The sequence below is a fragment of the Scandinavium lactucae genome, from assembly GCF_033843265.1.
Lineage (GTDB): Bacteria > Pseudomonadota > Gammaproteobacteria > Enterobacterales > Enterobacteriaceae > Scandinavium > Scandinavium lactucae.
Genome location: NZ_JAWXRD010000001.1, coordinates 314801 through 328772, shown reverse-complemented (window position 1 = coordinate 328772; position 13972 = coordinate 314801). Strand labels below are relative to the sequence as shown.

At 55.3% G+C, this 13972-nt stretch carries 11 protein-coding genes; all 11 read right to left on the bottom strand.

Annotation, left to right across the window (positions count from 1 at the left end; all coding sequences use genetic code 11):
* Positions 1-46: 46 nt before the first annotated feature.
* The gene (secA, locus tag SIK69_RS01500) at positions 47-2752 is read right to left on the bottom strand and encodes a preprotein translocase subunit SecA (protein WP_319628453.1); all 2706 of its coding nucleotides are present in this window, start codon (positions 2750-2752) and stop codon (positions 47-49) included.
* Positions 2753-2812: 60 nt separating this feature from the next.
* Positions 2813-3316 carry a secA translation cis-regulator SecM gene (gene secM, locus SIK69_RS01495; protein WP_319628177.1) on the bottom strand — a complete coding sequence of 168 codons (504 nt, stop codon included), beginning with the start codon at positions 3314-3316 and terminating at the stop codon, positions 2813-2815.
* A gap of 261 nt (positions 3317-3577) precedes the next feature.
* The gene (gene lpxC, locus SIK69_RS01490; protein ID WP_319628178.1) at positions 3578-4495 is read right to left on the bottom strand and encodes a UDP-3-O-acyl-N-acetylglucosamine deacetylase; all 918 of its coding nucleotides are present in this window, start codon (positions 4493-4495) and stop codon (positions 3578-3580) included.
* Positions 4496-4595: 100 nt separating this feature from the next.
* Complete coding sequence (gene ftsZ, locus SIK69_RS01485) at positions 4596-5747, bottom strand: cell division protein FtsZ (RefSeq protein WP_319628179.1); 1152 nt, start codon at positions 5745-5747, stop codon at positions 4596-4598.
* 62 nt (positions 5748-5809) lie between these two features.
* Positions 5810-7066: a cell division protein FtsA gene (ftsA, locus tag SIK69_RS01480; protein WP_319785235.1), complete on the bottom strand. Its 1257-nt coding sequence runs from the start codon at positions 7064-7066 to the stop codon at positions 5810-5812.
* The gene (gene ftsQ, locus SIK69_RS01475; protein ID WP_319628180.1) at positions 7063-7899 is read right to left on the bottom strand and encodes a cell division protein FtsQ; all 837 of its coding nucleotides are present in this window, start codon (positions 7897-7899) and stop codon (positions 7063-7065) included. The genes ftsA and ftsQ overlap by 4 nt, the downstream gene beginning before the upstream one ends.
* A 1-nt stretch (position 7900) precedes the next feature.
* Positions 7901-8821, bottom strand: a complete 921-nt coding sequence (locus SIK69_RS01470) for a D-alanine--D-alanine ligase (protein ID WP_319785234.1) — start codon at positions 8819-8821, stop codon at positions 7901-7903.
* Positions 8814-10289 carry a UDP-N-acetylmuramate--L-alanine ligase gene (gene murC, locus SIK69_RS01465; protein ID WP_319628182.1) on the bottom strand — a complete coding sequence of 492 codons (1476 nt, stop codon included), beginning with the start codon at positions 10287-10289 and terminating at the stop codon, positions 8814-8816. The genes SIK69_RS01470 and murC overlap by 8 nt, the downstream gene beginning before the upstream one ends.
* A gap of 58 nt (positions 10290-10347) precedes the next feature.
* Positions 10348-11415, bottom strand: coding sequence for an undecaprenyldiphospho-muramoylpentapeptide beta-N-acetylglucosaminyltransferase (gene murG, locus SIK69_RS01460; protein WP_319785233.1), 1068 nt, complete (start codon positions 11413-11415; stop codon positions 10348-10350).
* Entirely contained in the window at positions 11412-12656 is a 1245-nt protein-coding gene (gene ftsW, locus SIK69_RS01455; protein ID WP_319628184.1) for a cell division protein FtsW, read from the bottom strand. Before ftsW ends, murG begins: the two co-directional genes overlap by 4 nt.
* Entirely contained in the window at positions 12656-13972 is a 1317-nt protein-coding gene (gene murD / locus SIK69_RS01450) for a UDP-N-acetylmuramoyl-L-alanine--D-glutamate ligase (protein ID WP_319785285.1), read from the bottom strand. The genes ftsW and murD overlap by 1 nt, the downstream gene beginning before the upstream one ends.

Genomic DNA, 13972 nt, shown 5'->3' with positions numbered 1-13972 from the left:
TGTCACCAGCGCCTTTGTTTTCGCAGTTCTTCGTGTCTCTCAGAGCTTAGCTGATACGCCCGTGGCACTGCTTATATTTTTTACCGGAACCGCATGGGCATGGATCGTTGCGGCCCACTTTGCGATCGCCGGTTTCGGCGGCCAACGATTCTGCGGCGGCGGTGTCGTCGTCAGCGTGGCTCAGCTGCTGCATCTGTGCCAGACGTTCAGCTTCTTCGCGGCGCTGCTCTTCCATGGCCTCGACTTCTTCAGGCATACGTACCTGAACTTTGCACAGGGTGCTGATCACTTCATATTTCAGTGATTCCAGCATCGCGGCAAACATGGAGAACGATTCACGCTTATATTCCTGTTTAGGATCTTTCTGCGCATAGCCACGCAGATGGATGCCCTGGCGCAGGTAGTCCATCGCGGCCAGGTGTTCTTTCCACAGGGAATCCAGCGTTTGCAGCATCACGCCTTTCTCGAAGTGGCGCATCATTTCGGTGCCCACCACTTCTTCTTTACGCTGATAAACCTCGATACCGCTCTGCAGAATACGCTCACGCAGCGTTTCTTCGTGCAGTTCTGGCTCTTTGTCCAGCCACTCTTTGATTGGCAGGTCGAGGTCAAAATCGTTTTTCAGGCGCTCTTGCAGGCCTTCGATATCCCACATTTCTTCCAGTGACTGCGGCGGAATGTGTGCATCGATAGTCGCTTTGAACACGTCTTCACGGATGCTGGTGATCGTTTCGCTCACGTCGGACACGTCCAGCAACTCGTTACGCTGGGAGTAGATCGCGCGACGCTGATCGTTGGCCACATCATCATATTCCAGCAGCTGCTTACGAATATCGAAGTTACGGCTTTCCACCTTACGCTGCGCGTTGGCGATAGCTTTGGTCACCCACGGGTGCTCAATCGCTTCGCCCGGTTTCATACCCAGTTTACGCATCATGCCGGAAACACGATCGGAGGCAAAAATACGCATCAGCGCATCTTCCATCGACAGGTAGAAGCGGGAAGAACCGGCATCACCCTGACGACCAGAACGACCACGCAGCTGGTTATCGATACGGCGAGATTCGTGACGCTCTGTACCGACGATATGCAGGCCGCCTGCCGCCAGAACGGCGTCGTGACGAACCTGCCAGTCAGCTTTGATCTTCGCGATTTGTTCTTCGGTCGGGTTTTCAAGCTGCGCGACTTCTGCCTGCCAGCTGCCGCCCAGCATGATGTCAGTACCACGACCCGCCATGTTGGTAGCGATGGTAACGGTAGACGGGTAACCCGCCTGAGCAACAATATCCGCTTCACTGGCGTGGAACTTGGCGTTCAGTACATTGTGCTTGATACCGGCTTTGGTCAGCTCGTGGGACACCACTTCAGATTTCTCGATTGAGATAGTCCCTACCAAGACCGGCTGGCCTTTCGCGGTACGATCGCGGATATCTTCGATGATAGCCTGAATTTTTTCGGCTTCGGTCATGTAGACCAGGTCCGGCATGTCCTTACGGATCATTGGACGGTTGGTCGGCACCACCACGGTATCCAGTTTGTAGATGGAGCTGAACTCGAATGCTTCGGTGTCCGCTGTACCGGTCATACCGGCCAGTTTCTCGTACAGACGGAAGTAGTTCTGGAAGGTAATAGAAGCCAGCGTCTGGTTTTCGTTCTGGATGTCGACGCCTTCTTTGGCTTCCACCGCCTGATGCAGACCATCAGACCAGCGACGTCCCTGCATGGTACGGCCGGTGTGTTCATCGACGATGATAACTTCGCCATCTTTAACGATGTAGTCCACATCGCGGGTAAACAGAACGTGAGCGCGCAAGGCGGCGGTGACGTGATGCATCAGCATGATGTTGGTCGGAGAGTACAGGGACTCACCCTCTTCCATAATGCCTTCACGCACCAGCAATTCTTCTACCAGCACCAGACCACGTTCGGTGATATTCACCTGGCGGGCTTTCTCATCCACGGAGAAGTGACCTTCACCCTGGAAGGTGTCGGAGTCTTCTTTTTCCTGGCGGATCAGATGCGGGATAATTTTGTTAACCTGCTTATACATCTCGGAACTGTCTTCAGCCGGACCAGAGATAATAAGCGGCGTACGGGCTTCATCAATAAGGATGGAATCCACCTCATCGACCAACGCATAGTGCAGTTTACGCTGAACACGCTCTTCCGGGCTGAACGCCATATTGTCGCGCAGGTAGTCAAAGCCGTATTCGTTGTTGGTGCCGTAGGTGATGTCCGCGGCGTAGGCTTCACGTTTAGCGGGCGCTGGCATACCGGACATGTTCACGGCCACGCTCATGCCGAGGAACTCGAATAGCGGACGGTTGTTTTCGGCGTCACGCTGTGCCAAATAGTCGTTGACGGTAACCACATGAACGCCTTTACCGGACAGGGCGTTAACGTACGCTGGCAGCGTTGCGGTCAGGGTTTTACCTTCACCGGTACGCATTTCTGCGATGCAGCGGTCGTTCAGAACCATACCGCCGAGCAGCTGCACGTCGAAGTGACGCATACCAAACACGCGCTTACTGGCTTCACGTACCACTGCAAACGCTTCCGGGATCAGGCTTTCTACAGTAGCGCCTTTTTCCAGACGCGCACGGAACTCGTTAGTTTTCGCTTTGAGTTCGTCATCGGAGAGTTTTTCCATCTCCGGTTCCATGGCATTGATTTGAGTGACGGTTTTGCGCATACGACGCAGTGTACGGTCGTTACGGCTACCGAAAACTTTGGTTAATAAATTAAGCATAATTAAAATCTCAATCGCCCCGCCATGCGGAGTCTTAGTCATTAGGTGAAGTTTTGTTTTTTATCAGCTAAGGCGTTGAGGTCCGGCACGAATACCGTGCACCTGGCTTACCCAGGTACTGACTGAAAAGGCAGGATGTGCCGCAGGCTCTGCATGCCATGCCACCGAGCGAACGATCGCGGGCGGCTGGCTCTCACGCATCAGCAGGGCGCTGAGCGTATCCAGCAGAGCAAGATGATGAACTTCAAGCGGCGCGGACGCTTCTGCGACCGGCAGCGCCTGGGGTGCCATCGCGAAGGACAGGTGACGAATAACCGTGCGAATGGCGTGTTGATGCCAGTAATCGACGGTAAACGCAGGCCGACGGTTGCCATCGAGCAATGCCAGATGGGTGAAGTTAACCTTCGTTGCGGGGTTATGGCTGCTGGCGGTTTTGGTCGGTGGAACAGATTCAGAGGCTGTAGCAATCGCAGGCAAGCCGAACCCTGCCGCGACCATCCCCAACAGGAGATGCGGCCAGAAGTATCGTCTGCCAAACTGTCGCCAACGCGTCAGTATACCGTTCACTTACCTTTTCACCTTGATTGCCAGGCAACCCATCAAAAAATTTAGCGTCATGATAGTACCATTAATGGCTCGCGCCAGCAGCAGGAATGACGGTTAACCTCGCGGAAAAGTGCTCACCAAAGCAGCAATCGCACATATATAAGGCGTGAAAATGACAACGGGTGTCACAGGAGGCGTTTTGGGAGTGCTAAAAAGAAAAAACGACTGGTTCCCTGGACGGAGAGAACCAGGTTGCCAGTCGAATTTACAGAATGGTCAGGCTTATGCCAGAACCATTGACGGTGCTTTGAATGCCAGTGGCAGTTCAGCTTCGTCTTCGAAGGTCACAAACTCCCAAGCTTCCTGTTTTGCCAGGACCGCTTGCAGCAGTTTATTGTTCAGGGCGTGACCGGATTTGTACGCGGTGAATGCACCGATGATATTGTGACCACACATAAAGAGGTCACCGATCGCATCCAGCATTTTGTGGCGCACAAATTCATCTTCAAAGCGCAGGCCGTCTTCGTTCAGTACGCGATAATCGTCAACAACGATGGCACAATCGAAGCTGCCGCCCAGGCACAGGCCGCGGGACTGCAGATATTCGATATCACGCATGAAACCAAAAGTACGCGCTCGGCTAATCTGACGCATGAACGCATCCGCGGAGAAGTTCATAGCATAACGCTGGTTGCTGCCATCAATCGCCGGATGGTTAAAGTCGATGGTGAAATCCAACGAGAAACCATTGAACGGCTTGAATTCAGCCCACTTGTCGCCGTCTTCTACACGAACTGTGTCTTTAATGCGTACAAATTTCTTCGCACAGTTCAGTTCATCAATGCCTGCGTCGAGCAGCAGATAAACGAACGGGGCAGCGCTACCGTCCATGATCGGGATTTCTGGTGCATCGACTTCAACAATGATGTTGTCGATACCCAGCCCGGCCAGGGCGGCGTTCAGGTGCTCTACCGTTGAAATCCGCACGTCATGCTCGTTGACAAGGCAAGTACAGAGCATGGTATCACGCACAGATTTGGCATCTGCCGGAAAATCAACCGGTGGATTCAAGTCGGTGCGACGATAGATGACCCCGGTATTTGCCGGCGCAGGGCGTAACGTCAGTGTGACCTTTTTGCCGGTATGTAAACCGACGCCAGTCGACTGAACGATACGTTTAAGAGTCCTTTGTTTGATCATCGTATAATCTCGCCAAATTACCTATCCAACCGAAGTGTACTATACATTCGGCAGGCCAGTTTAGCACAAAGAGCGCAGATTCCCAAATTCCAGCTAATTCTTAATCAGCTTGCTTGCGCAGGAATGCAGGGATATCCAAATAATCCGGTTCTTTAGCGGTTTGCGGCGTATTGTCGTTAACCACTTTAGCGGCCGGTTTCTGCTCCTGCGACAGCGGAGCCATGCCGTGCTGCTGGTAGCGATCCATGACTGGCTGCTGCTGTTGCTTGTTGGTCACCAGGGTAATTTCAGGACGCTTGTCCATACCGATACCGGTAGCCACGACGGTCACACGCAGCTCGTCGTTCATATCCGGATCCAGAGAAGTACCGATAACCACGGTCGCATTATCCGATGCAAATGCACGGATGGTGTTACCCACGGTTTCGAACTCATCCAGGCGCAGGTCGAAACCAGCGGTGATGTTGACCAGAACACCGCGTGCGCCGGACAGGTCGATATCTTCCAGCAGTGGAGAAGAGATAGCCATTTCAGCCGCTTCTTCCGCACGGTCTTCACCGCTTGCCAGGCCTGAGCCCATCATCGCGTAGCCCATTTCGGACATCACGGTGCGCACGTCAGCAAAGTCGACGTTCATCAGACCCGGACGGGTAATCAGTTCGGCGATACCCTGAACTGCGCCTTTCAGCACGTCATTCGCTGCACCGAAAGCGTCGAGCAGAGAGATGCCACGGCCCAGAACTTTCAGCAGTTTGTCGTTAGGGATCGTAATCAGAGAGTCCACATGTTTGGACAGCTCGGCGATACCCTGCTCCGCAAATGCCATACGCTTCTTGCCTTCAAAGTTGAAAGGCTTGGTCACGACAGCAACGGTCAGAATACCTAAATCTTTGGCTACTTCAGCCACAACAGGTGCTGCACCGGTACCAGTACCGCCACCCATACCTGCTGCGATGAACACCATGTCAGCGCCTTCAAGGGCTGCACGCAGGGCTTCACGGTCTTCGTCTGCCGCATTACGACCGACTTCCGGGTTTGCGCCAGCACCCAGACCTTTGGTAATCCCATTACCGATCTGGATAGTCTGGCCGACAGCCGTTTTACGTAACGCCTGAGCGTCAGTGTTCACTGCGAAGAATTCAACACCTTCGATGCGCTCGCGCACCATGTGTTCGACGGCGTTGCCACCGCCACCACCGACGCCGATGACTTTAATCACCGCGTCGTTGGTCAGTTCCATAGGTTCAAACATAGTTTCTCTCCGTTTTGTGCCTGTCGCCTGAGAGCGCTAATTTTCGACGCTCTCTTAAAAAATTAAAACTCTTTTCGCAGCCAGGTGTTGATTCGCTTAATCCACGAACTCACTGCGACACGTTTTTCCACTTCCGTCTCACCACTCAGATGTGACTCTTTTCCGTAGTGAAGCAGGCCCACAGCCGTTGAATAGTAAGGCTCCTGGGCATAATCCGTCAGTCCGGTGATGTTCAGCGGTGCGCCGATGCGCACCTGCGTATGGAACACGCGTTGGGCGCAGGCCGCCAGGCCTTCAATTTGCGCCGCACCACCGGTCAGAACAATCCCTGCGGCCAAGTGGTGTTTGACACCTTGTTGGCGCAGCTGTTCCTGCAATTGCAAAATCTCTTCGTTCACCAGGTTGAGCAGCTCGGTATAACGCGGCTCGATAACCTCTGCCAGCGTCTGACGCTGCAGGCTACGCGGTGGACGCCCCCCGACGCTCGGGACTTCCACGCTTTCGTCTTTACCGACGATAGAGCCTAGCGCACAGCCATGGCGAACTTTAATCGCTTCGGCATCGCTTGGCGGTGTCCCGAAGGCATACGCGATATCGCTGGTCACCACGTTCCCGGCATACGGGATGACTTTGGTATGACGCAGCGCGCCGCCGGTATACACGGCGATATCCATTGTACCACCGCCGACGTCGACCACGCAGACGCCCAGCTCACGTTCATCTTCCGTCAGGACGGAATAACTCGATGCCAGGCCCGCGAAAATCAATTGATCCACTTTCAGACCACAACGCTCTACGGCTTTAACAATGTTTTTCGCCATATCGTTGTGGCAGGTGATCAGATGCACTTTGGCCTGCATACGTACGCCAGACAGGCCAACCGGGTTTTTAATCCCTTCCTGGTAGTCGATGGCATACTCCTGCGGAATCACGTGCAGAACGCGGTGTTCATCGCGCACACGCACTGACTTCGCCGTATGCACCACGTTTTCAACGTCTTCCTGAGTCACTTCTTCTTCAGAAATCGGCACCATCCCGATTTCATTCTGACAGCTAATATGTTTGCCTGAAAGCGCCAGATACACTGAAGAAATCTGGCAATCAGCCATCAGCTCCGCCTGGTCAATGGCGCGCTGTACGCATTTCACCACGGATTCCAGGTCGTTAACGCCGCCTTTGTCCATACCCCGGGATGGGCAACTGCCCACGCCAATGATATTCACCATTCCGTCGGGCAGAACTTCCCCTACCAAAGCGGCTACCTTCGCGGTACCAATTTCCAGTCCTACTACCAGTTTTCTGTCCGTCGCTTTGATCATTGTTGCTCTGCCTGTGCCTGATTTTGTTGTTGATGTGTATCCTCTACGGGCGCGGGTTGCCAACCGACTGCCGCGCCTGAGTCATAACGCAAATCAACGTAGCTAATCCGTTTGCCATCGGTCTGCGCCTGCTGCTGAAGAACAGGATAGAGTTCTAAAAAGCGCTCAAGCCGTTTCACCGTATCGCCGCGCCCCAGATCCAGCTTGATGTCATTATTCAACGTCAGCTGCCAGGAACGGCGTGCGGTCATCGCCGCCACTTTCAACGTAAACTTCTCTTTCGCCAGCATCTGCCCCATATCGCGATAGCCTTGCAGCACTTCGTTCTCGCTACCTTCCGGGCCATACAACATGGGCAAATTCTGCTTGCTGGTGCGATCGGTCGGCACGCTAAAGGCGTTGCCGTCAGTATCCACCATATGCTGATCATTCCAACGTGCAATCGGCACATATTCAACCAGATGAATCTTCAATTCGTCCGGCCACTGCTTTCGAACGCTTGCCTGTTTGATCCATGGCAGGCGTTCAATCTGACTCTGAATGATATTCACGTCCTGGGTCATAAAGGTGCCCGGCGGACCGAGCGCCAGAATAGCCTGGCGAATATCATCGTTACGCGTGTAGTGCCGTTCACCGGTCACTACCAGTTTGGATAAGGGAAGACGCTGCGCATCTTCCATCCAGTTCAGTACCATCCAGCCGCTCATCAACACGGTGAATAATACCGCGAGCAGGAACACAATCCCTGCAAGACGCGTTCCATTATTTCTGCGTGAAGACGCGAGTTCGTCCTCTTCTTCACGATTCCGTGTGTTCAGTGCTGCCTGCGACATATCAACCCGCCAGGTCCAGAATTCGTACCACCAAATGCGAGAAGCTCATGCCCGCCTGACGCGCCGCCATTGGCACCAGGCTGTGGCTGGTCATCCCCGGAGACGTATTGGCCTCCAGCAGATATAACTGACCATCGCTATCCTGCATTACATCAATTCGCCCCCAGCCGTAACAGCCAAGAATATTCCATGCTTTGAGTACCAGGGACTGCATTTCTTGTTCACGAGCCGAATCTTCACAACCAGGGCAGAAATACTGCGTCTCGTCAGAGAGATACTTCGCCTCATAATCATAGAAGACTCCGGCCGGTTGGATGCGAACTGACGGTAAAATTTCTTCACCGAGTACCGCGACGGTAAATTCTGGCCCGCTTAACCATTTTTCGATTAGAACTTCTTCATCGTGCTGAAAAGCCAAGATTAAGGCATCGAGCAGTGCACCAGATTCGGTCACTTTGGACATTCCGACGCTCGACCCTTCACGGCTCGGCTTAACAATCAGCGGTAAACCGAGGGTGGAAATGCGCTGCAGCTGGTCCTGAGACAGGCCTTGCGCAAACTCGGTGCGGGTCAATGCCACCCATGGCGCAACGGGTAAGCCCGCGCCCTGCCACAGCAATTTGCTGCGCAGTTTATCCATGGAAAGCGCGGAAGCCATGACGCCGCTGCCGGTGTAAGGCAGGCCAATAAGCTCAAGCAATCCCTGAAGCGTGCCATCTTCCCCGCCGCGACCGTGCAGGGCAATAAACGCTTTCTTAAAACCGTCATTTTTCAACTGCGTAATATCGCTATCACGCGGGTCGACGCCGTGAGCATCTATACCTGCTTCACGCAGACCTGCAACCACGGCGGCACCGGAGTTGAGGGAGACTTCACGCTCTGCGGAGGTGCCGCCGAGGAGGACCGCGATTTTATCAGCCATGGCGCTCTTCCTCCTGAGTTTGCGGCTTGAGTTTGATTTCAGCTAAGTTACGCGCGATTTTGCCAATATTTCCCGCGCCCTGAATCAAAATCAGATCATTCCCGGTCAGCACCGGGGCCAGCATTTCAGCGACTTTAGCCGGATCGGACACCAGGATGGGATCCACTTTTCCGCGGCCACGAATGGTACGGCACAGCGACCGGCTGTCCGCGCCTGGAATAGGCGCTTCACCCGCCGGATAGACTTCCAGCATCAGCAGCGCATCCACTTCGGTCAGCACATTGGCAAAATCGTCATACAGATCGCGCGTACGGGTGTAACGGTGCGGCTGGAACAGCATGACCAAATTTTTGTCCGGCCAACCCGCGCGTGCCGCTTTTATAGTCGCATCCACTTCCGTCGGGTGATGACCATAATCATCGACCAACATAGCACTGCCACTTTTGCCGTTAACGTCTTCCAGCGGGAATTCGCCGAGGAAATCAAAACGACGGCCAGTGCCCTGGAAGCTTTCCAGCGCACGCAGAATGGCGTCGTCATCAATGCCTTCTTCGGTCGCAACCGCCACGGAGGCTGCGGCATTCAGGGCGTTATGACGGCCCGGCGCGTTCAGCGTCACTTTCAGCGGCGCGTTATCGAGGCGAATCAGCGTGAAGTGGCCCTGCGCGCCAATCTGTTTGTAGTCTTCAACGCGTACGTCAGCGTCATCGCTGAAGCCGTAGGTCGTAATCTGACGGCCCACGCGTGGCAGCAGCTCACGAATCACCGGGTCATCTACGCACATCACTGCGCGGCCATAAAACGGCAGATTGTGCAGGAAATTAATGAACGTCTGCTTTAAGTTTTCGAAGTCACCCTGGTAGGTATCCATATGATCGGCTTCGATATTGGTCACAATCGCCACCATCGGCTGCAAATGCAGGAACGACGCATCGCTTTCATCCGCTTCCGCGATCAGGTAACGACTATGGCCCAGACGCGCATGAACACCCGCTGCTTTCACCAGCCCACCGTTAACGAAGGTCGGATCCAGACCCGCTTCAGCATAAATACTCGACACCATCGCAGTGGTGGTCGTTTTGCCGTGCGTACCGGCAACGGCGATGCCGTGACGAAAACGCATCAGTTCGGCCAGCATTTCCGCGCGGCGGATAACCGGGATACGCGCTTCGTGAGCAGCAACAATTTCCGGGTTGTCAGCAGAAATCGCGCTGGAAACGACGACGACGCTCGCATCGCGCACGTTTTCCGGGCGATGGTTGAAATAAATCGTGGCACCCAGCGCCGTCAGCTGCTGAGTCACCGGGTTCGGAGCAAGATCCGAACCGCTAATCTGATACCCTTCGTTAGCCAACACTTCGGCAATACCGCCCATGCCAGCACCACCGATGCCAACAAAGTGAATGTGCCGGACGCGACGCATCTCGGGCACAATGGAACGCAGTTTTGCCAGTTGTTGTGTATTCATTCTCTAAACGCCATCGACTACTTAAAAATTCGTGCAGCGCAAAAAGGCGCTGCGATGATTAAGCCTTTGCGGCCAGGCTCACTTCTTTTGCTACCCGCTCGGTAGCATCTGGAATGGCGGCGGCACGTGCGCGCCCGGCCATCTCCAGCAATGTCTTTCTGTCCCAGCTCGCAAGCGTGCTGGCAACGGCATCCGCATTAAACTGCGGCTGCTCAAAAATCTTCGCGGCACCGGCTTTTTCCAGCGGTAGCGCATTCCAGTACTGCTGACGGTCTTTGTGCTGGAACGGCACAAAAATCGCGGGCAGCCCGGCGGCGGCAATTTCGCTCACCGTCAGTGCGCCCGAGCGGCAGACCACCACATCCGCCCACGCGTAAGCGGCAGCCATATCGTCGATGAACTCAGTGACCTTGTGCTGCGACTGACCGACTGCGGTATACGCTTGCTCGACGGTCTGTTGCCCACCTTTGCCACTCTGATGCCAAATGGTTACGTTGTCGCCCAGAATCGCTGCCACCTGCGGCATTGTCTGGTTCAGGACACGTGCCCCCTGAGAGCCGCCAACCACCAGCACTCGAATTTCACCTTCACGACCACTCAGACGCTGTTCCGGTAACGGCAGAGCCAACACGTCGGTACGCACCGGATTACCGACCACTTCGGCTTTCGGGAACGCGCCCGGGAAGGCCTGCATCACGGTGGTTGCAATTTTCGCCAGCCATTTATTGGTCAGCCCGGCAATGCCGTTTTGCTCATGCAGCACCACTGGAATACCCAGTGACCATGCCGCCAGCCCACCAGGGCCCGAGACATACCCGCCCATTCCCAGCACCACATCTGGCTGAAAACGCTGCATAATCGCGCGCGCCTGACGCCACGCGTTGAAGATACGTATCGGCGCAAAAAGCATGGCCTTGAGGCCTTTTCCACGCAGCCCGGAGATCTGAATAAAATCAATGTCGATCCCATGCTTCGGTACTAAGTCCGCTTCCATACGATCGGCGGTACCGAGCCAGCGAACCTGCCAGCCCTGATCCATCAGATGGTGTGCAACGGCCAGCCCGGGGAACACGTGTCCGCCGGTACCACCCGCCATCACCATCAACCGCTTAGCCTGACCACTCATCGAACACCCCGTGTAAACGCCTGCGCTTTTTCCAGACGCGTTTCATAATCAATACGTAACAGGAACATGATCGCTGTCGACATAATTATCAGACTGGAACCACCGTAACTGATGAGCGGCAGCGTCAGACCTTTGGTCGGCAGCATACCGGCTGCCGCACCGACGTTAACCAACGCCTGGAAACTGAACCACACGCCAATCGAACAGGCCAGGAAACCCGCGAAACGCTGGTCCATCTCCAGCGCCTTGCGGCCAATGGACATGGCGCGGAAAGCGACGAAGAATACCATTAAAAGGGCGAGTACCACACCGATATAGCCCAACTCCTCACCGATGATGGCGAAGATGAAGTCAGTGTGCGCTTCCGGCAAATACTCCAGTTTCTGTACCGAGTTGCCGAGGCCCTGCCCCCACATTTCACCGCGACCAAACGCCATCAGTGATTGGGTCAGCTGGTAGCCGCTGCCGAACGGGTCTTCCCACGGGTTCCAGAAGGAGGTCACGCGGCGGATACGGTACGGTTCGGCGAGGATCAGCAGCACGACAGCTGAAATCCCCATGCCGATAATGGCAATGAACTGCCAAAGCTTGGCCCCGGCGAGGAACAGCATCGCCAGAGTGGTGACAAACAGCACTACCACCGTCCCGAGGTCAGGCTGCGCCAGCAGTAAAATCGCCAGCACGAATATCACGCCCATCGGTTTTAAGAAGCCGCGCAGGTTATTTCGGACTTCATCACCCTTACGCACCAGGTAGTTAGCGATGTAACAGAACAGCGACAGCTTGGTAAATTCCGCCGGCTGAATACGCAGTGGGCCGAAGGCAATCCAGCGCGATGCACCGTTAACCGAGCTCCCCACGACAAGTACAATCAGCAGCATCACGATAGACATAATCAGCATCGCGGTGCTGTGCCGCTGCCAGAACGCCATCGGTAAACGTAGCGTCACCAGGCCTAAGCAGAACGCCAGAATGATGTACAGCCCGTCACGCTTGGCGAACAGGAACGGATCGTTCGCCAGACGCTGCCCCACCGGCATTGACGCCGAGGTCACCATGATAAAACCGATTGCCGCCAGGCCGAGCGTGAGCCACAGCAGGGTGCGATCGTACATGACCAGGCTGTCGGTATCTTTCTGCCGGGAGCCCATCACCCAACCTTTTAATGCCGCAAACAACCACACCAGGACGCCAGATCCCGGCATATGAGGCATTCTCAGGCGAGGGAGAGATAAACGCATTAACCAAGCTCCTTCGCCAGACGGGTAAACACATCCCCGCGCTGTTCAAAATTCTTAAACTGATCCAGGCTGGCGCACGCCGGTGAAAGCAGCACCATGTCTCCCTGTTGCAATTGTGGCGCAATCAGACGCATCGCTTCTTCCATCGTTTCCGTTCGGGTCGCCACGTCAGGACGCAGCGCCGCAAGAGCATCGCCATCACGGCCAAAGCACCACAGGCGCACGTTGTCGCCTTTGAGCCAGGTTTTCAGCGGCGTGAAGTCAGCCGATTTTCCGTCACCCCCCAGCAGCAGATGCAGCGTGCCATCGACGTGCAGACCGTTCAGCGCCGCTTCGGTGCTCCCGACGTTGGTGGCTTTCGAATCGTTAATCCAGCGCACTCCGTTATGTTCCAGCGCCAGCTGGAAACGGTGCGCCAGGCCACCAAAGGTGGTCAACGCTTTCAGACTGCTGGCACGCGGAACACCAGCGGCATCCGCCAGCGCCAGCGCCGCCAGCGCATTGCTGTAGTTATGCTGACCCGTCAGCTTCATCTCACGCACGTTCAGGACTTTCTCGCCCTTGACCCGCAGCCAGGTTTCGCCCTGCTGACGGTTGAGGTGATAGTCACCCATGTTGACGCCAAAGCTGATGCAGCGCTCATCGGCACCGCGAACCGGCATGGTCAGTGCATCATCGGCATTTACCACGCAGGTTTTGGCCTGTTCATAGACGCGTAGTTTGGCGGCGCGATACTGTTGCAGGCCAAACGGATAGCGGTCCATGTGATCTTCAGTCACGTTAAGCACCGTAGCGGCAACCGCTTCGAGGCTGGTCGTCGTTTCGAGCTGGAAGCTGGAGAGTTCGAGCACGTACAGCTCACGCGATACGTCCAGTAGCATCAATGCAGGCAGCCCGATATTGCCGCCCACGCCGACGTTAATTCCCGCCGCTTTTGCCATTTCACCGACCAGCGTGGTAACGGTGCTTTTGCCGTTTGACCCGGTGATCGCGATGACGGGTGCCTGCGCTTCACGGCAGAACAGTTCGATATCACCGACAATCTCTACGCCGGCATCCGCGGCGGCGGCAAGCGAAGGGTGCGCCAGGGCAATACCAGGACTGGCGACAATTAAATCCGCCGCCAGCAGCCACTCGTCATTCAGGCCACCGACAAAACGTTCAACCTCTTCCGGCAGCTTATCCAGACCCGGTGGCGTTTGGCGCGTATCCATCACCCGCGGCGTAACGCCCTGCCCGAGGAAGAAATCGACGCAGGACAGCCCGGTCATTCCCAGACCGATGATGACAACGTTTTTATCCTGGTAATCAGCCAT